Raw genomic sequence first — 24,199 nt, 5'->3', positions numbered from 1 at the left:
CCGACGCGCCGCGCTGACAGCGGCGGTTTTCCTGATGGCAACATCCGCGATCGGGCCGGGCTTTATTACCCAGACCGCCACCTTTACCGCGACCATGGGAGCAGCCTTCGCGTTCGGCATCCTGGCCTCGATCATCATCGACTTCGTCGTCCAGCTGAATATCTGGCGGATCGTCACGCTCACCCGGATGCGGGCTTCTGACATTGCCAATGCCGCCATTCCAGGCTCCGGCTATCTGCTTGCCGTTCTGGTCATTATCGGCGGGCTGTTCTTCAATATCGGCAATATCGGCGGCACCGGCCTTGGCCTCAACGCCATGCTGGGGCTTGACCCGAAATGGGGCGGTGCCATCAGCGCCCTGCTATCCATTGGCATTTTCCTATCAAAGCGCGCCGGGCTGGCAATCGACCGCTTCATCATCGTCGCTGGCCTGCTGATGATCGCTCTAACGCTGTTTGTCGCCTATGTATCCGGCCCGCCACTGCTTGAGGCGCTGCGCCAGACGATCCTGCCCGACACCATCAATTTTGCCACGATCACCACCATTGTCGGCGGCACGGTTGGCGGCTACATCACCTATTCCGGTGCGCATCGCCTGCTGGACAAGGGCACCGTCGGCATTGAAAATCTCGGTGCCGTCAACCGCGCCGCCCTGACCGGCATCGCGGTGACGGGCGTCATGCGTTATGTGCTGTTCCTGGCTGTCCTTGGCGTAGTCGCCAGCGGTGTGGTCATCGACATTTCCGGCAAAAGCGCCAATCCGGCCGCTCAAGCCTTCCAGAGCGCCGCCGGTAATATCGGTCTTCGCCTTTTCGGCGTCATCTTCTGGGCTGCCGCCATCACCAGCGTTATCGGCGCAGCCTATACATCGGTCTCGTTCCTGACCGCCTTCAAGCAGGATATGAGTGAGCGGGCGCGCAATCTCGCCACCGTGGCATTCATCGCCATTTCGCTGTTCTTCTACATCATCATCACCACCCCGCCCGCGCAAATGCTGGTCTTCGTTGGTGGCCTGAACGGGTTGATCCTGCCTATCGGCCTGTCGATTTTCATCTATGCCGCGTGGGCGCGCTCCGACCTGATGGGCGGCTATCGTTATCCGCGCTGGCTATTGATCCTCGGTGTCCTCACCTGCGCGCTGACATGGTACATGGCTTACAAATCGGTCGGGCCAATCTTCGCCCTGCTTGGCCTGTAACAGCTGGTCTTCGAGAAACAAGGAAGGAAACCACATGGCTGCCATCGATCTCAACAGCGACCTTGGGGAAAGCTACGGCGCATGGAGCATGGGCGACGATAGCGCCATGCTGGCCGTGGTTTCCAGCGCCAATATTGCCTGCGGCTTTCATGCGGGCGACCCGTCCGGCATCTGGAAAACCGTCAAGGCCGCCGCTGAAAATGGCGTATCGATCGGCGCCCATGTGTCCTACCCCGACCGCGTCGGCTTTGGCCGGCGCGACATGGACGTGACCAGTGAAGAGCTGATTGCCGACGTAATCTACCAGATCGGTGCGCTGAAAGGCATGGCGGCGGCGGCCAACACCCGCGTCACCTACGTCAAGCCGCATGGGGCGCTGTACAACCGGATCGCCAATGATGCCCGTCAGGGCCAAGCGGTGATTGATGCCATCAAAGCCATCGATCCATCGCTCGTGCTGATGGGGCTGGCTGGCGCACCCATCCTTGATCTGGCCCGCACGTCCGGCCTGAGCACCATGGCGGAAGCCTTTGCCGACCGCGCCTATACGCAGCAAGGCCAACTCGTCTCGCGCCGGGAAGCGGGCGCGGTGCTGCATGACGCGGAAAAGATCGCCAGCCGCATGGTGCAGCTTGCCCGCCAAGGCACGCTGGAAGCCATCGATGGCAGCGTGATCAAAGTCGAGGCGCAATCGATCTGCGTGCATGGCGATAGCCCTGGCGCAGTCGCCATTGCCCAGGAAATCCGCAGGCGCTTCGAGGCTGAGGGCATTGCCGTGCAGCCGTTTCTAACAGCATAGGGGAGAGACGATGATTGCCTTGAAGCATCTGGCACATTGGGATGTCGAACCGGCGCGCGACGCCCGCACCCGGTATCGCAGTGGAGACGTGGAGCCAACCTCGGGTGTGGCCCCCGGTTTCACCCAGGCCAATATGATCGTCCTGCCGCGCGACTGGGCCTTTGACTTCCTGCTCTATGCGCAGCGCAATCCCAAGGCCTGCCCGGTTCTTGATGTCTCCGACCCCGGCTCGCATCTGACGGAACTCGCCAAGGGCGCGGATCTGCGCACCGACCTGCCGCTCTACCGGATCTGGCGCGATGGCAAGCTGGCGGAAGAAACACCCGATGCCACCGCCGCCTGGGCCGAGCATCCCGATCTCGTCAGCTTCCTGATCGGATGCAGCTTCACCTTCGAGACGCCGATGGTGGAAGCGGGCATCGAGATCCGCCACATGACCGATAAAAGCAATGTGCCTATGTATCTGACCAATCAACCCTGCCGCCCGGCAGGCCGTCTACATGGCAATATGGTGGTATCAATGCGGCCAATTCCCGCATCGCGGGTTGCCGATGCCGCAATGATCTCCGGACGGTTTCCGGCAGTGCATGGTGCGCCGGTTCATGTCGGCGCGCCGGAACAGATCGGCATTGTCGATCTTGCCAAGCCGCAATTCGGTGATCCCGTCCGCATCGAGCAAGGCGAAGTGCCGGTGTTCTGGGCCTGTGGCGTCACGCCGCAAGCAGCCGTGATGGCGTCGGGCGTACCCTTTGCCATCACCCATGCGCCCGGCCATATGTTCATCACCGATATCCCCGATTCCGCCTATCACGCCTGAGGTTCCGATGCGCTTTCTCCCCGTCAGCCTGACGACGATGCTGGTCGAGCTTGCCGATCTCGATGAGACCCTGGCTCTGTTCGCCTCGCTCCAGGCAAGCCCCATACCCGGCATCGACGAAATGGTCCCTGCCGCCCGCACCTTGATGATCCGGTTTCGCCCACAGACCATCAGCACGGACTCCCTGGCGGCTGAGGTCAGCACCCGCGACCTTTCGGCCAAACTGGCACCATCCGATCATCTGGTCGAAATACCCGTAGACTATGACGGTGAAGATCTGGCCGACGTGGCGGAACTGACCGGGCTTGCCGTGGAAGAGGTTATCCGCCGCCATACGGAAAGCACGTTCACGGTGGCTTTCTGTGGCTTTGCTCCGGGCTTCGGCTATCTCGTCGGTGGCGACCCTGCCTTACATGTGCCGCGCCGCAAAAGCCCGCGCACCCGCATTCCCGCTGGTGCCGTGGCCCTGGCAGGGGCCTTCAGCGGCGTCTATCCGCAGGCTAGCCCCGGCGGCTGGCAAATCATCGGCGTGACGCCGGTGAAAATGTGGGATCTCAGCCGCGATCCGCCAGCGCTGTTTCAGCCCGGCTATCAGGTGCGCTTCACCGATATGGCGAAAGCGGTCCATCCCGTTGTTATTCCTGTAAGCACAGCATCCCCCGCTAATCAGTCTGACGAGCTTTCCGGAGTGGATGGCGCGGGGCACTTCACCGTGCTTGCCGCCCCCATGCCTGCGGTATTCCAGGACCTTGGCCGTCTCGGTCAGACCGGCCAGGGCGTATCCGCCTCCGGCGCTTTGGACCAAGGGGCATTGAAAGCTGCCAATCGCGTAGTGGGCAATCCATCTGGCTATCCTTGCCTGGAAATTACCCTCGGCGGATTTTCCTTTGAAAGCGATAGTCGCGCCGTCATTGCGCTGGCTGGCGCGCCTTGCGCGGTGACTATTCGGGATGCCTCGGGCCGGGTCACTCAGGCTGAAACCTATCAACCGATTTCGCTGGAACCCGGCGATACCGTCAGCCTTGGACAACCTCCACAGGGCATGCGCAGCTATCTTGCCGTGCGGGGTGGCTTTGCGGTCCAGCCAGTGCTGGGTAGCTATGCCACCGATACGCTGGCCGTCGTTGGCCCTGAACCGGTGACGACAGGCACGGTTTTAACACTAAAAAGCGGCGGCGAAGGTCTCACCGCCGTTTCTCTGCATGAATCTCCACCGCAGGATCTGCCAAGCGCAGGCGATATCGTCACGCTGGACGTCGTGCTTGGACCGCGCACCGACTGGTTCACCGAAAAAGGTCTGGCGACCCTGACGGACCAGCTTTGGCAGGTGACGCCGCAATCCAGCCGCGTCGGCATCCGGCTTGCGGGCGACGTGGGGCTGGAACGGATCGACAGCGCTGAACTGCCGAGCGAAGGCACCGCCACCGGGGCCATTCAGGTTCCCCATAGCGGTCAGCCGGTTCTGTTTCTCGCCGACCATCCGCTGACCGGTGGCTATCCTGTGATTGGCACGGTTGCCGAATATCATCTGGATCTTGCGGGACAGATCCCGATCAATGCCCGCATCCGCTTCCGGCCCATTGCACCTTTTGCAGACATCACCCCTATCGATGCCCCAGCCGCGAACGCATAACGATAAAAGAGGAGTCACCGATGAAGAAAGTGCTGATCGCCAACCGGGGCGAAATCGCCGTTCGCATCATCCGCGCCTGTCGCGATTACGGGCTGCAATCCGTCGCAGTCTATGCCGATCCGGATATCGACGCGCTATTCGTGCAGCTTGCCGATGAGGCCTATGGGTTGTCCGGTGCCAAACCGTCAGAGACTTATCTCGATATCGCCAAGCTGATCGACATTGCCAAACGATCCGGCGCGGACGCCGTCCATCCCGGCTACGGCTTTCTGTCCGAGCGCGCCGAATTCGCCCGTGCGGTGATCGATGCCGGTCTGACCTGGATCGGCCCTGATCCAAAGGTTATCGAAGCGCTGGGCGACAAGGTTGAGGCACGCCGGATTGCCACCAGCGTCGGCGCGCCACTGGTGGCGGGCAGCGATGGGCCGGTGGACACCGCCGAGGAGGTGATTGCCTTTGCTGAGCGCCACGGCCTGCCGGTTGCCATCAAGGCTGCCCATGGCGGCGGTGGACGCGGCTTGAAAGTCGCCTGGAAAATGGAAGAGATTTCGGAGCTTTACGCATCGGCTGTGCGCGAGGCGACCGTGGCCTTTGGCCGGGGCGAATGCTTTCTGGAACGCTTCCTCGACCGGCCCCGCCATATCGAAGCGCAGGTGATTGCCGATAAGCACGGCACCGTGCTGGTGCTCGGCACCCGCGATTGCTCCTTGCAGCGGCGAAACCAGAAACTGGTGGAAGAGGCTCCTGCTCCCTTCCTCACCGATCCTCAACGCCAATCCATCCATGATGCCGCCAAGGCGATCTGCGCAGCGGCGGGCTATAGCGGGGCGGGAACGGTGGAATTCCTGCTGGGCGTTGACGGCACGATTTCCTTCCTTGAGGTGAATACCCGGCTCCAGGTTGAGCATCCGGTGACGGAAGAAACCACTGGCATCGACCTCGTCATCGAACAGTTCCGCATTGCAGAAGGCCTGCCCTTGGCAATCACGGAAACACCGGTTCCACGCGGTCATTCGATTGAGTTTCGCATCAATGCTGAAGATCCGGGCCGTGGCTTTCTGCCAACACCGGGCACGATCACCCGGTTTGCGGCCCCATCCGGCCCCGGCGTGCGGCTCGATAGTGGCGTCGATACCGGCTCCACCATTCCCGGCGTCTACGATTCGCTGATGGCCAAGCTGATCGTTACCGGCGCTACCCGCGAGCAGGCCTTACAGAGGGCAAGACGCGCCCTGAAGGAATTCCAGATCGAAGGCGTGGCGACCGTGCTCCCCTTCCACCGTGCCGCGATGGAAACCGACGATTTCATCGGCACCGACGGCTTCAAGGTCCATACCCGCTGGATCGAGACCGACTTCGCCGCCATGCCCGAGGCGGCCATGCGACCGGAGCCATTGGCTGACACGTCGCTGATCCGCACCCATGTGGAAATCGATGGCAAGCGCCATGCCCTCGGCATTCCGGCCCAACTTCTCGCCGGCCTTGGCAGTCTGTCAGTCAATGCCGGACAGACTGCGGCAGGCGATGCGGGAAATACGCCGGAAAAAGGCGCGATCACCGCCCCGGTATCCGGCACGGTTCAATCATTCAAGGTGAAGGATGGCGATCTGGTTGCGGCAGGTGATCTTCTCGCCGTTATGGAGGCGATGAAGATGGAAACGCAGATCACGGCGACAACAGCCGGAAAAGTCAGCCTGATTGCCAGCGAAGGCGATTATCTCGCTGCGGGAAGCCTGCTCTTGAAGATTGTCGCGTAACGACGTTTAGTTTTCTCCACCCTCGGAAAAGTCCGAGGGTGGAGACAGGCAATCTAATGCCGTTTCAAAAAATCAGGCGAAATCCAGCGCGCGGTCGCCGTCTTCATCCTTGATGCGGGTCGGCAAGCCGATATGGTTGAGAATGTTGAGGAAAGGCCGTGGCGGCAGCTCCTCGACATTGGCCATTTTCTTCACGTCCCATTCGCCGGTTGCAACCAGCATGGCAGCCGCGACGGGCGGAACGCCAGCCGTGTAGGAAATGCCCTGAGAGCCCACTTCGTTATAGGCTTCCTTGTGGTCGGCGACATTGTAGATGAAAACGGTCTTTTCCTTGCCGTCCTTCACACCCTTCACATAGTCACCAATGCAGGTCTTGCCTTCATAGTCGGGCGCCAGCGATGACGGGTCAGGCAGGCAGGCCTTGACCACTTTCAGCGGCACGACTTCGGAGCCATCGGCCAGCTTGACCGGCTGCTCGGACAGAAGACCAATACTTTTCAGCACCGTAAAGACATTGATATAGTGGTCGCCAAAGCCCATCCAGAAGCGCACGTCGGCACCGTCCATGTTCTTGGCCAGTGAATGCACTTCATCATGACCGCAAAGATAGGCGCGGCGCGTGCCAACCACCGGCAGATCGTAATCCTTGCCGATTTCGAACATCTTGTTGACCTGCCATTCGCCCTTCTGCCACGAATAAACAACGCCCGTGAATTCGCGGAAGTTGATTTCGGGGTCGAAGTTGGTGGCGAAATACTTGCCGTGGCTGCCAGCGTTGATATCGACGATATCGACATCCGTGACCTTGTCGAGATATTCATCCTTGGCAAGGCGGGCATAGGCATTGACCACGCCGGGGTCGAAACCAGCGCCGAGAATGGCGGTAATGCCCTTCTCTTCACACTCAGCGGCCCGCTTCCATTCGTAATTGCCATACCATGGTGGCGTTTCACAGATCTTATTCGGCTCTTCGTGGATCGCCGTGTCGATATAGGCGACGCCGGTATCCATGCAGGCGCGCAGCACAGACATGTTGAGGAAGGCCGTGCCGACATTGATGACGATCTGCGAGCCGGTCTTTTCGATCAGCGCCTTGGTGGCGTCGATATCCAGCGCATCGAGCGCATGGCCTTCCAGCACGCCCGGCTGCTTCATGGCGTTCTTTTCATGCACGGAGGCGATGATGGCGTCGCATTTGCCCTTGGTGCGCGAGGCGATATGGATATCGCCCAGCACGTCGTTGTTCTGGGCGCATTTATGCGCAACGACCTGGGCGACGCCGCCAGCGCCGATAATGAGCACGTTCTTCTTCATGATGCGGACTAACTCCTTTTGTCCAATCGTCAGAAGCCTCAGGAGAGGCTTTGTTCAAAGTCCGCGTAGGAAAACTCGCGGACAGTCCTGATGCTGCCATCCAGTTCACGGATGGCGATGGACGGCATTTTCACGCCGTTAAACCAGTTCTTCTTGACCATCGTATAGCCTGCGGCATCCTGGATGGAAATCCGGTCGCCGACCTTCAAGGCTTCAGGGAAACGAAACTCGCCGAAGACATCGCCGGCAAGGCACGATTTGCCGCAGATCATATAACTGTGGTCGCCTGCATTCGGCTCCAGCTTGGCGGTTTCGCGGTAGATCAACAGGTCGAGCATATGAGCCTCGATGGAACTATCGACAATGGCGAGGTTCTTGCCATTGTAAAGCGTATCCAGAACCGAGACTTCCAGTGTTGTCGATTTGGTGATCGAGGCTTCGCCCGGCTCAAGATAGACCTGAACGCCATAGTGGCCGGAAAACCGCTTCAGCCGCTCGGCAAACTGCGCCAGCGGATAATCCTCGCCGGTAAAGTGTATGCCGCCGCCAAGGCTGACCCATTCGGCACGGTGCAGCAGTGAACCGAATTTCGCCTCGATATCCGAGAGCATCGTGTCAAACAGGGCGAAATCCTTGTTTTCACAATTGTTATGGATCATGAAGCCGCTGATGCGGTCCATGACCTTTTCCACCTTCGCCGCATCCCATTCCCCAAGCCGCGAAAACGGCCGGGCCGGATCGGCTAGGTCGAAGCTGGATGAGCTGACCTGCGGGTTCAGCCTCAAGCCGCGGGTAATGCCGGAGGCCTTGTCTCCATAGCGCTGCAGCTGGCCGACCGAATTGAAGATGATCTTGTCGGCGTGGGAAATCACCTCGTCGATTTCATTGTCGCCATAGGCAACGCTATAGGCATGGGTCTCGCCGCCGAATTTTTCGCGACCGAGCCGGACCTCGTAGAGCGAGGACGAGGTGGTGCCATCCATATACTCGCGCATCAGGTCGAAGACCGACCAGGTGGCAAAACATTTCAACGCCAACAAAGCCTTGGCACCGGAGGTCTCGCGCAGAAGCGCAATCTTCTCCATATTGGAAAGAAGCTTGCTCTTGTCGATGAGATAAAACGGGGTCTGAAGCACGATGGCCACGCCTTTCCATGAATTCGAAGGGGTCGTTTAAGAAATCTGGCCCTTGAAGGCAAGTCGCTCCGGCCTTTTCCCGGAAAAATGCTTCAACCTGATGACACGACATTACTTTTTCATGCCGAAAAGGGCCTATATCCTCCCGGATGAAGATATTACGAATATCTCAAATGCATCAGTGACTTGAGGTTGTCGCAAATTAGAGCGGATTTTCGCCATGGAGATGCTAAACACTGGCGGAAGCATTGCGGAGAAAGACCATGATGGACAAAGCGGTTCTGACGGATCATCGCGAATATCCTGCCGATCAGGGCAGTCTTCTGGAAGCATGGTCCATCGAGGTCACTCCGCGCACGGCGGCGAAAATCGACAGTTTCCAGGCGCTGCTGCCAGCTGGGACCCGAATCTATATCGCCCATGTCGATGGCACACCTTTCGAGGACATGGTTGCGACCGCCAGGCGCCTTCATAAAGAAGGTTTTCCGGTCATGCCGCATATTCCGGCACGCAGTATCGCCGATGGCACGCAACTGGAAGACCTGTTGAAGCAATACCGGGATGAAGCCGATGTGCGCCAGGCCCTTCTGCTGGCCGGCGGCATCGCAAAGCCACGCGGCACGCTTTCCAGTTCGATAGAGCTGATTGAAACCGGGTTGTTCGACAGGCTCGGTTTTACCCGCCTGCATATTGCCGGCCACCCCGAAGGCAACCGAGATATCGATGCCGATGGCTCCACCACGCAAATCGATGCGGCTCTGCGCTGGAAGTTCGACTTCTCCAGCCGGACGGATGCGCAGATGGCCATTGTCACCCAATTTGCCTTCGATGCCAGAGTGATCATCGACTGGGCCGAGCGAATCGACGCCCTCGGGATCGGATTACCGATCCATGTCGGCATTGCCGGACCTGCAAAGCTCCAGACACTGATCAAATATGCAATCTCCTGCGGCGTCGGCCCCTCCTTGAAGGTGCTGCAAAAACGCGCGCTCGACCTGCGTAAACTGCTGATGCCTTATGAGCCGACGGATATGGTTGGGCAGTTGCTCGCCTACAAGGCTGAAAATCCGCAGAGCAACATCAGCAAGCTGCATCTGTTTCCGCTTGGCGGCATCGAGCCTGCCGCCCGCTGGATTGGCCAATACGCTCCTTGACGACGATTATCCGGCTTTGGATCTGGAGCCTGCAAAAGCGGCAATGACAGCCACGCAAAACACCGAGATGATGAAAATCGCCCCGGACATCGCGTAGATCGTTGGCGACGCGCCGCCATTCATCTTGCCGAACAACACGACCGGAAGCGTATTCTGCCGCCCTGCCAGGTAGAAGGCGCGGGTAAACTCATTCAGCGACAACAGGAACGAAAAGATAAAAGCACTGATGAGGCCTGGGCGGATCAGTGGCAGGGTAATGTCGCGAAACTGCCGCCAACGGCTGGCGCCGAGATCAGCTGCCGCCATCAGGAAAACGGGCCGCACGGCGGAAAAGCCAGTGAGGATGACAATAAACGCAAAAGGCATGGCCCAAAGCAAGTGTCCGGCTGTCAGTGTCCAGGTCGAGGGTTTGATGCCGCTGCGGCTAAACACAGTGGACAGCGCCAGCCCCTGGATGACACCAGGCACGAACATCGGCAGGATCACAGCAAGAAACCATAGATCGCGGGTTCGTCGCAGCTCGAAATAGGCCAGCGCCGCCATAAGCGACAGCAGAGTAGCGCCCGTTGCCGTCAACATAGCAACGCTGGCCGATTGCCAGAGGGCCGCCATCAGTGCGCTTTCCGCTGGTAACGCCGTATACCATTTCAGCGTCAGATCAGCCAGACTAGGCAATCCGGGCTGGAGCGACGGATTGAAGGAAACGCCCAGCAGATAAAGTGGCGGCGCATAGATCGCCACCAGGCCGACGATCGTCATGGTCCAGATCAATATCTGATTTGTCCGTCCCTCTGCACTCATCATGCCGACCGATCCGCAAACAGTGCTGCCAGCCCGAACAGCCGGTTTCCAATCAGAACCAGACCGAACACCACGATCAGGACGATTGTGGAAATCGCAAAGGCCAGAGGATAATTCGCAACTCGCATCACATCGTTGATCATCACTGTGACAATGGAGGCCCCTGCACCGCCAAGCATTTGCACTTCAGTGGAAGACCCTGCGACCATCACGAACACAAACAGGAAGCCAGCAAACAGGCCGGACCGGGTAAGCGGCAGCAGAATGGTGACGAGTACACGCCAGAAACCAGCGCCGAGATCCTGCGCGGCGGCAAGCACGGTCGCATCCACCCGGCGCATGGCGAGCAGCAAAGGAAAGGTGGCAAATGGCAGATAGGAGGCGACCAACCCGACAATGACAGCGAAATCGCTGAACAGCAGCCAGTCGACCGGCGCGCTGGTCACACCGAAATGTTGTAGCCAGCTATTGATCACTCCCGTCCGCCCCAGCACCAGCCGCCAGGAAAACGAGCGGATCAGGTAGGAGGTGAAGAACGGAATCGTCATCAAAGCCAGGAGCACCACAGACAGCCTGCGGCCCGCCAGAAAATGCACGGCATAGGCCGCGGGATAAGCGAACACCAGACAGATCCCCGCCGTCAGAAAGGCCTTGGCAAGCGTGGAGACAATCACCGTCCAGCGTCCGGCCTGGAGAATGGCGGCGTAGCCCGCCAGGCTAAGATCCGGCTTGATCCAATAGGTCAAGGGGTCCCAGGACCAGAAGCTCCACACCAGCACCACCAGCAACGGCGCCAGCCCAAGCGCCAGCAGCGCCAGCAAAGGCGGCGCCATCAGCAGGACAGGCAATCGTCCGGTAGAGTTCATGCACGCTCCATGGGTAATTATGCTGCAAATTTAGAGCACTGCGACATTTTTTATGAGTTTTACAAAACGCATGGCGCAGTCAAATCATCAGAGGCCTGTCGCCGGGCGAAACACGGCGACAGGCTGACTTTAGGATTTATGCCCCATGGAAACCACAGATACGGTCTTACAGTCTGTTCAAGAATTGCTGCTGGCCTGGCGAAAATGGTGATTTCGAGAACCGGAACGGAGCGTACTTAATGTACGTGAGTACCGGAAGCGCAGAAATTGCCATTTGCAGACGGCCAGCGGCGATTATTGGATAGACTGTTAAGCATTGCGGAGTTTCTGCCACCATTCTTCATAGAGCTGGAAATTGTCCGGCCGGGTATTCTGCCAGAAGACCTTGCCGGCGAACTTGGCTTTAACGTGGTCTGCCCGTGCCTGCACTTCTTCCGGCTTGTATTCGTCGGGATGTGCCTTTGCATAAACCACATTGTTGTCGGTTGGGACGAGATAGCCGCGTGCCTTGCCAAGCTCGCAGCCATAGAGACCGCCCAAGAGGCCATTGACGAATTGATGCGCCGCGTCGGTCACACCGCGTTCACCAGCGCCTTTGAGCAGAACCGTATTATTGGCCCAGCCCTCATAGCCTTCGACGGGAGCGGCGTAATCCACTTTCAGTCCGCGCTTGCGGCCTTCATAGACAATCGGCTCCCAGCCGGTCATCGCATCGACTTCTTCATTGGCAACCAGTTGGACACCCTGCTCCCAGCCATTCCAGAAGGTGCGGAACTGTCCGTCCTTCTTGTGCTTGATCAGGAATTCCATCACCAGACCAAGTTCGGATTCGCTCAGATTGCCCGGGTCCTTGATCGGCTTGTTTTCGCTTTCCTTGAGGTAGATAGCAGCGAAGACCGCGCTGTTGATCCAGGCGTCCTCCATGGCGACCTTGCCCTTCATCTTCGGGTCGAAGATCACGCCATAACTATCGACCTTGCCGAGCTTATCGGAGCGATAGATGATCGAGTCGGCATTGACCACGGTCGGAATGCCGTATTGCTTGCCCTCGTGCTTGAGATAGGGAATGTCGCGCGCCCATTGCCAGATACTGTCGTAATTGGCGATCTTGCTGACATCCCACGGGATAATCGCGCCCTGACGAGCCAGTTCCTTTTCAGCGCCGCCCTGAAAACCGCCGATGTCGAACAGGTCATTGGCATTGCCAGCTGCCAGACGGGCAATGACAGGACCAAGGTCGTTGCCATTGTCGGTAAATTCCGGTTTCACACCATTTTGGGTGGCAAATTCCGCCCATTTCTCACCGATATCCAGCGTCGCCGTGCCCCAGAAAGCCACAGACTTCGCCTCTGCGGCAAAGGCAGAACGGCCAAGGCCCAAATGACCGGCCGCCAGCGCCAACCCGCCGGCACCGGCAAATTTCAAGAGGTCCCGCCGTTGCATATTGCTCCGGTTGACCGAAAATCCATTTTTCAAAGTCGTTGTCATTGTTGTTCCCTTGTTCTCACTGATGAGACCCCATTTTACGCACGTCTCATGCCACAGACGGCGGTTTTACACCGCAAGCGGCAATCCCTTGTCGGATGTCATGAGGGCGGCACCCGGCTTTATCGACAGGCCCACATCCTGCCCGACACTCAAAGACGGCGCATCCGCGTCACAGATCGCCGTCAAGGTCTGCCCGTCGCCAAACGCCAGCGTGACATCCCGATGCAAGCCGCGAAAAGTGGTCGCAACCACGCGCAGCACCAATTGACGGGGTGCCCCGCCAGCTGTCGTTCTGACCTCGGGCTCGATGACCAGCCGGTCGGACCGGATCACCACCAGGTTGGCGCTAACATTGCCATCCGGGACCGTAACCGGCACGGATTGTCCAGCAATGATCGCCACAGTGTCCGCTCCAGATCCTTCCAGCCGCTCAGGCCGCAGCAGATTATCCATGCCGATGAACCGGGCGACGAAGGCATTGGCCGGCGCATGAAAAAACTGGTCGGGCCGGCCAAGCTGTTCGATCCGGCCCTGATGCATGATGGCCATGCGGTCAGACAGGCTGAGCGCCTCGTCCTGATTGTGGGTGACGAGAATGAAGGTTGCACCGGTACGCTTGTGGAGGCGACCGAATTCATTGCGCATCTGCTGGCGAAGCCGCTCATCAAGGCCGGTCAAAGGCTCGTCCAGCAGCAATATTCCAGGCTCCATCACCAGAGCGCGCGCCAGAGCAACGCGTTGCCGCTGGCCACCGGACAGAAGATTGACATCACGCTCGCCAAATCCGGACAGTTCCACCAGATCCAGTGCCTCCCCGACCTTTGCCTCGAGTGCTGCGCCGGAAAGACCGCGCAACTTCAATCCATAACCAATATTGCGCGCCACGGACATATGCGGAAACAGACCCAGCCCCTGGAACACGGTATTGACCGGGCGCCGATTGGCGGGCACCGCAGCCATATCCTGACCGTCGAACAGGATTCTGCCCGCATTTGGCTGGTCAAATCCACCAATCAGCTTCAACAGCGAGCTTTTGCCACTTCCGGAAGACCCAAGCAGGGTGAAGAATTCTCCTGCCTTGATTTCCAGCGACAGGTCATCGACCGCCCGAACCGGACCATGACTGCGCGTCACAGCGTCTATGCTGATGGATATGGCCATCCTATGCGGCCTGCATGTCCGTTTCGTGAATGACGAGAATGCCAGTTTCGGTCAGACTGGCCGTTTGGCCCTCGAGCACCAGCGTCGTCGCCGTCGCTTCTTCGATCAGCAGCGGGCCGAATACAGGCTGACCGACAGGAAGCCGGGCCCGCTCGTAAACGGCACAGGTCTGCCAACCGGTGGATCGACCGAAATAAACCTTCCTTTCGCCGACCCTGGCCGCGTCAATCGTCATGTCTTGCCTTTTCAGTTTTGGCAGGGAAATGACCTGCCCTTTTAAAACGGCTTCGAGATGCAGCGTCGTCAGTTCGATCTCTGCTGCGGGCAGGCGAAAAGCATAGGCGCGTTCATGAACATCATGAAACCTTTGGCTGAAAGTTTCAATGGTGTCGCCCGCCTCGAACCGCGCAAAAACACCATGTTCCTGACCTTTATAGCGCGCTTCGATCTGGTGGTTGAATGCCACCTGCGCCTCGGCGCCTGCCGAAAAATAGGCGACGGCCTGACGCTCCAGCAATGTGAACCGGGTAGCGGCCTCCTCCAATGCCCGGTCGGCCAACAGGTGAAACCAGGTTTCGCGGAAGTCGGCACGGGGTTCGGCAGCCAGCATGCCCCAGGCGGAAAAAATCCCGGGATGCGGCGGCACGACCGTCGCCTTCACACGCAATTCGCGCCCGAGATGGCTCGCCAGCGCCGGACCGGCGCCACCACTAATCACCAGGTTAGCATCGCGCGGATCATGGCCGCGCTGAACCGTCACCAGTTTCAGGGCATTGATCATGCTGGCATGGGCAATGTCCATGATCGCGCCTGCGGCATCCTCGATTGACATATTCATTGGCCCGGCCACCGTTGCAATGGCGTTTGCCGCTTTCTCCTTATCCAGATGCAGCGTGCCATCGGCAAAGGTAGCGGGATCGAAAATGCCGAGCGTCAGCAATGCATCTGTTAGCGTCGGCTTTGTGCCGCCGCGCCCGTAGCAGGCCGGACCAGGGGCAGAACCGGCGCTTTCAGGGCCGACGCGCAGGCTGCCGCGCGCATCGATCCAGGCGATGGAGCCGCCGCCGGAGCCAATTTCGACGATATCAACGACCGGCACCTGCACAGGATAGCCGGGCTGGATACGGGTGTGTTCCAACCGGTACTCGTTATTCAGCGTCGGGCGTCCACCATGGATCAGCGAGCATTTGGCCGTCGTACCACCGACATCCAGCGACAGGATTTCGCTCTCGCCAAGCTCCACCCCAATGCGCGCAGCCCCAGCGACCCCACCTGCAGGACCGGATTCCACCAGCGTCAGCGGCTGTTGCACAGCCTGATCGAAGGAGGAAATGCCACCATTGGATTGCATAGCATAGTACGGACATGTCAGGTTGCGCTTGGCGAGCGCAAATTCCATCATTTCAAAATATTGCTGGATGGTCGGCTGCACATAGGCATTCAGCACGGTTGTATTGGTGCGCTCATATTCCCGCCACTGCTTCGAAACCTCGTGGCTGGCGCAGATCGAGGCGAATGGCAGAGCATCGGCCAGAATATCGGCGCAGACCTTCTCATGCTCGGGATTGGCATAGCTGTGCAGAAACAGGATGGCGACCGCATCGACATCCTCCGCCGTGCAGACGCGAATGATTTCACGCAGGTCGTTCAATTCGATCGGCAGCAGCACCGTGCCGGACGCATCGACCCGTTCCCGCACCTCGAAGCGAAGATGACGGGGCACGAAAGGTTCGGGACTATGGAAATGCAGATTGTAAAGGTCAGGCCTGTTGCCACGGCCGATTTCCAGCACATCGCGGAACCCGGCGGTGGTGATGAGTGCGGTCTTTGCCCCCTTGCGCTCGGTAATCGCGTTGATCACCGTGGTGCCGCCATGGGCAAAGAAGGTGATGTCGCGGACGCGTAAACCATCCTTGCGCTCGCTGACATCGATTGCATCGAGCACGCCGCCAGACTGGTTATCTGACGTCGTCAGGCTTTTCGCGGTAAAAATCTCGCCGCTGCCCTCATCGTAGCCGACGAGATCGGTAAAGGTTCCACCTACATCTGTTGCCAATCGGATCATTCTTCAATCCTCCCACGGTAACCATAGAGGCTGGTCGCTGCCTCCGCGCTGACAAAACCATTCTTCAAATCTGCCTCAATCAAAGCCGGATCGCGATCACCGGGATCGCCCCATCCGCCGCCGCCGCCGGTGACGATGCGCACGATATCGCCCGTCTTCAGCGTAATATCGGCAGAGCGGCCATAGCAGGCACTTTCTCCCGATGCAGATAGCACCTGAAGACTGTTGGCCGTACCATCATGGCCACCGTCCATACCCCATGGCAGGGTGCGGGTGCGGCCAAAGCTGCAATAGGCGGACGCCTTGTCGCCAAGGATCTCATATTCTCTGATGATCCCGAAACCGCCACGCATCCGCCCGGCCCCGGAGCCACCCTCGATATTCAGGCCATAGCGCCGCACCAGCAACGGAAACCGCGCCTCGATCACTTCGACGGAATAATTGTAGGTATCACCGTCCGTCAGCGAAATCAGCGCATTGGCCCCATCACGATTGACGCTGGCGCCCCAGCCGCCATGCTGTGGCTCAATATGAATGAAGGGTCGGCCACTGCGGTCGTTTCCAGAGATATAGGCGACACAGAGGCTGGAATAGGAACCGGCGGAAAACCGCTCCGGCACCAGCGCCGCCAAGGCCTTCCAGACCAGTTCCGATGCATGGACCGACCCTTCGTAATACCATCCGGTTGGTGAGGGTTTTTCGGCGGTAAACACGGTTCCCGATGGGGCGATCACAGTCAAAGGGCGGAACCAGCCCTCGTTTGATGGAGACTGAGGTGCCACAAGCGCCTTCAGGATCGTCCTGACTGCCGATTCCAGCGCGCCGCGTGCGCAGTTGATCGGTCCCGCCACGGCGGGCGGGCAACCGGTGAAATCGGCGGTGATTTCATCGCCGGCAATGGTCACCGCCACTTGCACGGCAATCGGATCGGCTGTGACGCCATCGCCATCGATAATGTCACTGGCTCGGTAAACACCGTCGGGAAGTGCGGCAATCGCCTGCCGGCTCTGCCGTTCGCTGACATTGAGGATATGGTCAAAAGCGGCGATCAAGGTCGGAGCGCCGTATTTGGCAGTGAATTCCTTCATCCGCCGGGCAGCAACCCGCACCGTGGCGATCTGTGCCGTCAGATCGCCGAGCGCGATCTCAGGCATCCGGACATTTTCCGAGATGATGTGCAGAATGTCAGAGGAAAGCATGTCGTTGCGAACGATCTTGACGCCCGGCAACCGCAGACCTTCCTGATAAACCGAGGTCGCAGCCGGCGAAAGACTACCCGGAACCGACCCGCCGACATCGAGATAATGAGCGACATTGATGGCAAAGGCGAGCAGCACGTCATCGACGAAAATCGGTTTGACGATCGCGAAATCGCAAGCATGCGTCCCCCCGGCGTAGGGATCGTTGGTCAGCAGAATATCGCCATCGGCCATATCCGCCCCGAAACGGTCGATCAGCGACTTCACCTGACGGCCGAACGTGCCGGTAAACAAGGTGATGCCGTTCATCTGGGCGATCAACTCACCCTTTGCCGTTAAGACACCGCAGGCAAAATCCAGCACTTCGTAGATCACCGGGCTCATGCTGGTACGGGCCATAACGATGCCCATTTCATCGACGGTGGCAATCAACTTGCCCTCGATGATTTCCTGGGTCACTGGATCGAATGGGTGCCTGCCCGCCATCATGCCGCTAACGTCTCCCGACTGAAACTCGTGAAGGAGACTTTAGGCTCACAACTCAGGCGCGACCAGCCTGCCAGAAGAGTAGGGTTGCAAGACCCAACCCCACCCGTTCGGGTAGGGTGCGCATTCAGGCCACACGCGACCAACATGTGCCCACGCCAATACTGAACACGATAATAGTATTAAGTCTTTACGATTCTGACGCATACTCATCTCGAAGGCAGCGCAAATACTTCAAATGAATTAAATATTCGAAAGTAAGCACAAAAAGTCGCCCTAAATGATTGATCGTATAGCAGGAAATTTCAAAGCGGAACGCCTGTTGCAACCCCGCTGATCCGGTCCGTTACATTGCAATACCAACCATGAATTTGGCCAGCGGCCTACCTTGTCACAGCACAGCAGACAGCCTTGACGGAAACCCCGGTTACAGTGCGATACCGGCGCGGCGAGCGGCCCCGACTGCGGCGGTGCGGGTAGTGACCTTCAGCTTTGCGAAAATATTGCGCAGATGAAACTTGATCGTGTTGTCGCTCAAGGCCAGTTTGCGGCCGATTTCCTTATTGCTAAAGCCTTGGCTGAGCAGCGCCATGACAGCAAGTTCCCTATCTGTCAGCGCGGATGACGAGAGACCGTGAAGCGGCACGTCTTCGCTGGTCTCCGGCGCCATCTTCCCTTCCGGCAACAGGGCTTGCAGCCGTTGACGCAGAACCGCCGACATTGGGCTTTCCTCGGCAATTTCCCTGATATCGCGCAGGAAATCGTCGCCTTCAATCCAGATCATGGCCCGAAAATCTTCCATCGGAAAGGTCAGCAGCAGATCTTCCAAGCGGGCCGCAACAACCTCGCGTTTTTCCTCGGCGATCAACAGACGCATGTCGAGAAGCGCCAATTCCACGCTGCGAAGATCGTGGATTTTCGTTGGTTGCTGGCTGATTAAAGTGGAAAGCGCTTGTCTGGCGCGCTCAAGATCGCCGCGAACCAGATGGATGCGTGCCCAAAGCAGAGCCGGCGTCAATCCACGCAAATGGATCGCCAGATTATTGTCCGGCTCCGAGGTGATGTCTTCCATACCGAAGCCATGGGCCTTTGCGTAGCGGATTGCCTGCTCGACATCACCACTTTCCAACAAGAGCAACACCCGCGCGCCATCGATCAGCCGGATCAACCGATGAAAACCGCGCCGCTTGGCCGCTGACCGTGTCCGGTCCGCCAACGCATGGGCCGCAGTCATGTCACCGTCCAGGCGGAAAATCATTTGCTGGGCGGTAAACCCAGCGGCCAGAAGGTCGAACCAGGCATCGTGGCGTTCCAGATGCGGCAAGGCCCAGCACAGACAAGGTCGGGCCGCCGCCAAATCACCACGCATGACCAGCAGTTCCGCCTTCAGCACCTGGCCCAAGGCATCGAGATCTGTGCCCTTGCCAATGCAGGCCTGCACTTCATCGATCAACTGCTGATAATATTCCTCCGCGCCGGAGCAATCGCCACTGAAAAATGCGGCTTGGCCGATATGGGTGTAAAGATGTACCGCACCGAAATCAGCCCCGCCGTCACGGAAGGTCTGAACCGCGAGATGGCCGTAATGCAGGGCGCGGTCCATATCGCTGCGGTCAAGGAAATTATAAGACAGCATATTCAACACCATGGCGCGGTGTACGAGTTCGGTGCTGGCAATGTCTGTCAGATCGGTTTCCAGCGCGGCCAAGTCTTCAGCGCAGGCGGGGCGGTCGAAATAAAGCCCCAGCAGGACACGGACCACCCGGAGATCCTTGGTAAACGTATCTGGAGCAGCAGTGTCGGCCCTCTCGGCAATGCCGAGATAATGATTGGCGGCATCAAGATGCCCGGCTTTGGCACTGACCACCGACAGGCCAAGCGTGGTCAGTGGAAAACAGGTGAGATCAATGGCCGAGACATTGGCCATGATGGAGTTGAAGACGCTGGCACCGCCTCGGCTGGTCGTATAGACCCGCCGCCAGCCGCCGCTTGTCTCGACAATTTCCGCGGCCAGATTGGCATTGCCACTCATCAGCGCATGGCGCACGGCGGCATCGAAATCACCGGTCGATTGGAACCAGCGCGCCGCTCGCTCCAGAACATCCTGAACTTGATAGCCACGTCGAGCGGCCTCTTCCTTCAGGAAGGCGTTGAAAACCGGGTGATAGCGAACCCAGCCACCACCGCCAGCCAGCAGGGCAACGGGCAGGGCATGGTCTCCCAGCTTGCCAAGCAAGTCCGCGCTATGGGCATCGCCGAAGACCGCCTCGACCAGATCGCGGTTGACGGTGGGGAAAGGGGCGGTCTTTAAAAGCAGTTCCTGCACATCTTGCGGCAGATTGGTAAACACCTGCTCCGACAAATAGCTGCCCATTTCGGCATTGCCGCCGTCGAAGGTTGTAAACAGCGCGCCGCCATCGACATTTTCGGCAATCAGCAAACGGATCATCTGCAATGCAACCGCCCAGCCCTCCGTCCTTTTATTGAGCCCAGCCACTTGTTCCCGGCTTAAGCTGGCATTCTGTCCTGCAAAAAATTCCTCGGCTTCCTGGTCGGAAAACCCGAGTTCGGCAATATTGACCTGGCGGAATTCACCTTTCAACCGCAGGGCCGACACTGGAAAGCGCGGTGACGTGCGCGAAATCAGCACCAGTTTCAGGTGGTTCAGCGTCTGGTCGCCCAACAGACGCGCAACGATTGCCTCGGTCGCATCGGTCTGGGCGAAATGATAGTCATCCAGAAACAGGATGACCGGCTCGGTGATCTTGCGCAACCGTGTGGATAACAAGGCCAGAAGCGAGGCGACGGTCATGCTGGAGTCGACACCCGTGCCTTCTTCCAGCCGCAGGGCATTGACGGCTTCCAGCAGCAGCAGCAGGAACTGTGTCTGGTCGCTATATTCCTGATCCAGCGCAAGCCAGGACAGGCTGTACCCTTCGGCGCGCAGAGTATCGAACCATTGCGCGGCCAGGGATGTCTTGCCATAGCCTGCAGGAGCTATGATGGTGGTCACCCGTTTCAATCCGCCCGCGGAAAGATGCGACAGGATAGCCCTGCGCTTGATCGCGCTCTGGGTACTGATCGGGGGCTGAAATCGCAAAGTGAAGTTCATGAAGAAAACGTGCTATGTCGCATCCGCTTTGGCAAGCCTGTTCTGATGTAATCGAAAGATTACAAACATATCAACCGGTAAAAAATTATATTAACCAAGCAAAACCCATGTAATTTTTAGGGTATTATTGCAAAAGCTAAATTAAAACACAGCCTCATCTTTCGCAAGGCTGATGCCGGTATGAACCAGACCCGGCGTCAGGCAAAAGCGTCCTTCGATCACGGTTCCCGCCGGAAATTCCACATGGAGGCGTGACAGCAATTCGGCGGTAAACAGACCATCCCGATCCGGATCGATCCGGATCAGCGCGTCTTCGAACCAGAACATTTTTCCAACTAAAGGATAAAGACATTTGAACAGGCTCTCCTTGGCGGAGAACACCAGGGTTGTATGAAGTTCCGGCAAAAAAGAGCTACCGGCCCCAAACCGGTCTTCCGGTCCGCAGATCCGCTCCCGGACATTGCCCATGACCTGCGCTGTCATGACCTGTTCTGTGTCCATGCCGAGGCTGCGAAATCGGGCCGCATCGGCAACGGCTGCCGCAGCAAACCCGTTTGTATGGGTTATCGAGCCGACCAGCCCTGGCGGCCAGACTGGCTCGCCACGCGGTCCAGCTGTAACGGGTGCCGCAGGCTGGCCGGTTTGCGCTGCAATCGCTTCCATAGCGCAGAACCGTCCACCCACATATTCCGCCTTGCGCTTGGCGACCGCCTTTCCCATGCTGTCAGGCAAAGGCACGCCAAGTTCCATTGCCGCTTCCGGCGTAAAATCGTCAGGGCGGAAGCGAACGGCGCGATGAGAGATGAAACCCTCGAAAAGCGGGGGCACAGGGCACGAAGAGTATATTTCCACTTGGTTATTGGCCTGCTGGCTCATGAAAAACCCTTGAATACGTCTTTAATTGAAAGAAATGCAAATCGACCCACCGGCAAGCCTCGCTTACAGCGGTTGTTGCAACAAATACTCTTCGGCCTCTTCGCGTGACATGGCAAGCACGCGTTGCACCAGATCGAAGCCAAAGCCATTGCGTGCCATGCCCGACATTTCCTTCATTCTCTGCCGTTCATCGCCATCGTTGCGGCGAAAGGGGCCATAGCCGCGCTTTCGGGCAAAGCGAATGGCGGCGGGCTGATCGTCCATATCCTCCAGCGCCGCCTGCACCACGTCCTTCTCGATACCCTTGCGCGCCAAAGTCTGGGCGATAGCACGTCTGGATTTGCCGCTGCGTGCTGCCGATTGCGACTTGATCTGCGCATAGGCATCATCGTTCAGCGCCAGCATCTGGTGGCCAAAGCGCACGGCTTCCGCCGCCAGCGCATCCACCGTCTCCGGCTCAATGCCCTCATATTTCTGTCGTGCCTTGCGGGAGACGGCATCGCGCAATTCCCGCTCGCTCATCATCCGGCGGCCAAGGCGATAGGCGGCAGAATTGCGCGCCCAGGCCAGCATCCGCGGTTTCGGCTGCAAAGGGTCCGGTTGCGCCTCGCTGTCGAACAGGAATTGTGCCTCGCCTGTCATGTCGCTCGTCGTCCCAATGCTGGCCATGCCTCTATTGTTCGTCTGATGATGGACGCTATATCACTTTGTCATGGAAGACGACAGGACCGCCGAGAGCGTGTCCTCAAGCCAATGTGAATTCTGAAATGAAAGACATCATGACACCTCAAAAGAACCTTCAAATTCAGCTTGCATCCCGTCCAACCGGCGCTCCCGCCACCGATAATTTTCGGCTGGAAACAGGCACGGTGAGTGAGCCTGGGGACGGCGAGGTCCTGCTGCAAATCCTCTACCTTTCTCTCGATCCCTATATGCGCGGACGCATGAGCGCTGCAAAATCCTATGCCAAGCCGGTAGAGATTGGCGCCGTGATGGAAGGTGGCACAGTCGCCCGCGTGATCAGCTCAAGGCATGGCGATTTTCATGAGGGCGATATCGTTCTCTCCCATTCCGGCTGGCAAAGCTATGCGATTGCCAAGGGTGAGGCGTTGCGCAAGATCGATCCGTCAGTGGTGCCAATCAGCACCGCGCTCGGCGTGCTGGGCATGCCGGGCTTCACCGCCTATGCGGGATTGTTGACCATCGGCAAGCCAAAGCCCGGCGAAACGGTCGTGGTGGCCGCTGCCAGCGGCGCGGTCGGCTCTGCGGTCGGCCAGATCGCCCGCCTCAAAGGTGCGCGCGCAGTCGGCATTGCTGGTGGTGCAGACAAATGCGCTTTTATCAAAAACGAACTCGGGTTCGACGCGGTCGTCGATCACCGCTCGCCTGATTTTGCCCAAGAACTGGCACAGGCCTGCCCTGATGGCATCGACGTTTATTTCGAAAATGTCGGTGGTGATGTCTGGAAAACGGTGTTTCCGCTGCTCAATAATTTTGCGCGTGTGCCGGTCTGCGGACTGATTGCTCAATATAACCAGTCGGTCGAGGATGCGCCCGGCCCGGACCGTCTGCCGATGACCATGCGCGATATTCTGACCAAGAGCCTGACCGTGCGTGGCTTTATCCAGCGCGAATTTTCCGATCAATTTCCGCAATTCCTGCGTGAGGCCGCAGGCTGGATTGCCGATGGATCGCTGCGCTACCGGGAAGATATTGTCGATGGGCTGGAAAACGCCCCTCAAGCCTTTATCGGTCTGTTGGAAGGCAAGAATTTCGGCAAATTGTTGGTGCGCGTTTCACAGTAAAGTATTACACGGTCATCTTCCGGCGGCAAAATCCACAAGCTTGTCGCCGGAGAGCCGGTAGCGAATCCATTCGGTTTGCGGCTCTGCGCCAATAGCGTCATAGACCCGGATGGCTGGCTCGTTCCAATCCAGCACGCTCCATTCGAACCGGCCGCAGCCGGTATCGACGGCAAGTTTTGCCAGATAGCGCAGCATGGCCCGCCCGGCACCGCCGCCGCGATGGGCCGGATCGATATAGAGATCTTCGAGATAGAGCCCCTTGCGGGCCTGCCAGGTCGAGTAATTATAAAACCAGATCGCGTGACCAACAGGCTTTGCCTGCTGTTCCAGAATTGCGGCAAAGGCCACTGCTCCTTCACCAAACAGCGATTCATGCAGGCTTTCGACGGTTGCCTTTACCTCATGCTCAGCTTTTTCGAAAATCGCCAGATCGGTGATGAATCGAAGGATAACCGGCACGTCATCGGGACGCGCCTCGCGGATGGAAAAATCCATGCAGAAACCTCAAAAGAAAAGCAGGCCGTTTCGGGCC

General features: G+C 58.5%; 19 protein-coding genes. 7 read left to right on the top strand and 12 right to left on the bottom strand.

Features of this window, described 5'->3' with window-relative positions; all coding sequences use genetic code 11:
* The first annotated feature begins 34 nt into the window (after window positions 1–34).
* The 5 genes from ASB66_RS04505 to ASB66_RS04485 are packed head-to-tail and all read left to right on the top strand — an operon-like array spanning window position 35 to window position 6,204.
* A complete protein-coding gene (locus ASB66_RS04505; protein WP_234612916.1) occupies window positions 35–1,198 on the top strand; it encodes an NRAMP family divalent metal transporter in 1,164 nt (387 codons plus the stop codon).
* Window positions 1,199–1,232: 34 nt separating this feature from the next.
* The gene (locus tag ASB66_RS04500) at window positions 1,233–1,997 is read left to right on the top strand and encodes a LamB/YcsF family protein (RefSeq protein WP_060717108.1); all 765 of its coding nucleotides are present in this window, start codon (window positions 1,233–1,235) and stop codon (window positions 1,995–1,997) included.
* Window positions 1,998–2,007: 10 nt separating this feature from the next.
* Window positions 2,008–2,814, top strand: a complete 807-nt coding sequence (locus ASB66_RS04495; RefSeq protein WP_060717107.1) for a putative hydro-lyase — start codon at window positions 2,008–2,010, stop codon at window positions 2,812–2,814.
* A gap of 7 nt (window positions 2,815–2,821) precedes the next feature.
* A complete protein-coding gene (locus tag ASB66_RS04490) occupies window positions 2,822–4,447 on the top strand; it encodes a 5-oxoprolinase subunit B/C family protein (protein WP_114386257.1) in 1,626 nt (541 codons plus the stop codon).
* Window positions 4,448–4,467: 20 nt separating this feature from the next.
* On the top strand, window positions 4,468–6,204 hold the full coding sequence (locus ASB66_RS04485; RefSeq protein WP_060717105.1) for an acetyl/propionyl/methylcrotonyl-CoA carboxylase subunit alpha: 1,737 nt from the start codon (window positions 4,468–4,470) through the stop codon (window positions 6,202–6,204).
* A 72-nt stretch (window positions 6,205–6,276) separates the two neighbouring features.
* Here ASB66_RS04485 and ASB66_RS04480 read toward each other — a convergent pair whose 3' ends face one another.
* Together ASB66_RS04480 and nspC are read right to left on the bottom strand one after the other, a co-directional pair.
* On the bottom strand, window positions 6,277–7,518 hold the full coding sequence (locus ASB66_RS04480; RefSeq protein ID WP_060717104.1) for a saccharopine dehydrogenase family protein: 1,242 nt from the start codon (window positions 7,516–7,518) through the stop codon (window positions 6,277–6,279).
* Window positions 7,519–7,556: 38 nt separating this feature from the next.
* Window positions 7,557–8,654: a carboxynorspermidine decarboxylase gene (nspC, locus tag ASB66_RS04475; RefSeq protein WP_060717163.1), complete on the bottom strand. Its 1,098-nt coding sequence runs from the start codon at window positions 8,652–8,654 to the stop codon at window positions 7,557–7,559.
* A gap of 263 nt (window positions 8,655–8,917) precedes the next feature.
* On the opposite strand from nspC, the gene ASB66_RS04470 reads away from it, so the two are divergent.
* Window positions 8,918–9,808: a methylenetetrahydrofolate reductase gene (locus ASB66_RS04470; protein WP_060717103.1), complete on the top strand. Its 891-nt coding sequence runs from the start codon at window positions 8,918–8,920 to the stop codon at window positions 9,806–9,808.
* Window positions 9,809–9,814: 6 nt separating this feature from the next.
* Here the strand turns inward: ASB66_RS04470 and ASB66_RS04465 are convergent, their stop codons facing one another.
* The 9 genes from ASB66_RS04465 to recX all read right to left on the bottom strand — a co-directional run bounded on the left by ASB66_RS04465 (window position 9,815) and on the right by recX (window position 22,504).
* Complete coding sequence (locus ASB66_RS04465; RefSeq protein WP_060717102.1) at window positions 9,815–10,612, bottom strand: ABC transporter permease; 798 nt, start codon at window positions 10,610–10,612, stop codon at window positions 9,815–9,817.
* A complete protein-coding gene (locus tag ASB66_RS04460) occupies window positions 10,609–11,475 on the bottom strand; it encodes an ABC transporter permease (protein ID WP_060717101.1) in 867 nt (288 codons plus the stop codon). The genes ASB66_RS04465 and ASB66_RS04460 overlap by 4 nt, the downstream gene beginning before the upstream one ends.
* 309 nt (window positions 11,476–11,784) lie before the next feature.
* Window positions 11,785–12,963 (bottom strand): ABC transporter substrate-binding protein, encoded by a 1,179-nt coding sequence (locus tag ASB66_RS04455; protein ID WP_060717100.1) that lies wholly within the window; start codon window positions 12,961–12,963, stop codon window positions 11,785–11,787.
* 66 nt (window positions 12,964–13,029) lie between these two features.
* A complete protein-coding gene (locus ASB66_RS04450) occupies window positions 13,030–14,124 on the bottom strand; it encodes an ABC transporter ATP-binding protein (protein ID WP_060717099.1) in 1,095 nt (364 codons plus the stop codon).
* 1 nt (window position 14,125) lies between these two features.
* Window positions 14,126–16,189 (bottom strand): hydantoinase/oxoprolinase family protein, encoded by a 2,064-nt coding sequence (locus ASB66_RS04445; protein WP_060717098.1) that lies wholly within the window; start codon window positions 16,187–16,189, stop codon window positions 14,126–14,128.
* Window positions 16,186–17,877: a hydantoinase B/oxoprolinase family protein gene (locus ASB66_RS04440; RefSeq protein ID WP_114386255.1), complete on the bottom strand. Its 1,692-nt coding sequence runs from the start codon at window positions 17,875–17,877 to the stop codon at window positions 16,186–16,188. Before ASB66_RS04440 ends, ASB66_RS04445 begins: the two co-directional genes overlap by 4 nt.
* A gap of 424 nt (window positions 17,878–18,301) precedes the next feature.
* Window positions 18,302–20,986, bottom strand: coding sequence for a winged helix-turn-helix domain-containing protein (locus tag ASB66_RS04435; RefSeq protein WP_114386253.1), 2,685 nt, complete (start codon window positions 20,984–20,986; stop codon window positions 18,302–18,304).
* Between the two features lie 141 nt (window positions 20,987–21,127).
* The gene (locus tag ASB66_RS04430; RefSeq protein WP_158544203.1) at window positions 21,128–21,736 is read right to left on the bottom strand and encodes a 4'-phosphopantetheinyl transferase family protein; all 609 of its coding nucleotides are present in this window, start codon (window positions 21,734–21,736) and stop codon (window positions 21,128–21,130) included.
* A gap of 189 nt (window positions 21,737–21,925) precedes the next feature.
* Window positions 21,926–22,504, bottom strand: a complete 579-nt coding sequence (gene recX / locus ASB66_RS04425; protein WP_060717162.1) for a recombination regulator RecX — start codon at window positions 22,502–22,504, stop codon at window positions 21,926–21,928.
* 137 nt (window positions 22,505–22,641) lie between these two features.
* Between recX and ASB66_RS04420 the strand changes: the two genes are divergently transcribed.
* On the top strand, window positions 22,642–23,667 hold the full coding sequence (locus ASB66_RS04420; RefSeq protein ID WP_060717095.1) for an NADP-dependent oxidoreductase: 1,026 nt from the start codon (window positions 22,642–22,644) through the stop codon (window positions 23,665–23,667).
* A gap of 12 nt (window positions 23,668–23,679) precedes the next feature.
* Here the strand turns inward: ASB66_RS04420 and ASB66_RS04415 are convergent, their stop codons facing one another.
* Window positions 23,680–24,162 (bottom strand): GNAT family N-acetyltransferase, encoded by a 483-nt coding sequence (locus tag ASB66_RS04415; protein ID WP_060717094.1) that lies wholly within the window; start codon window positions 24,160–24,162, stop codon window positions 23,680–23,682.
* Between the last annotated feature and the right edge of the window lie 37 nt (window positions 24,163–24,199).

Source organism: Gillisella vitis (assembly GCF_001541345.2).
Classification (GTDB): domain Bacteria; phylum Pseudomonadota; class Alphaproteobacteria; order Rhizobiales; family Rhizobiaceae; genus Allorhizobium; species Allorhizobium vitis.
Note: the sequence above shows the minus strand (reverse complement) of the source record. Positions and strands in the feature narration are given on the sequence as shown.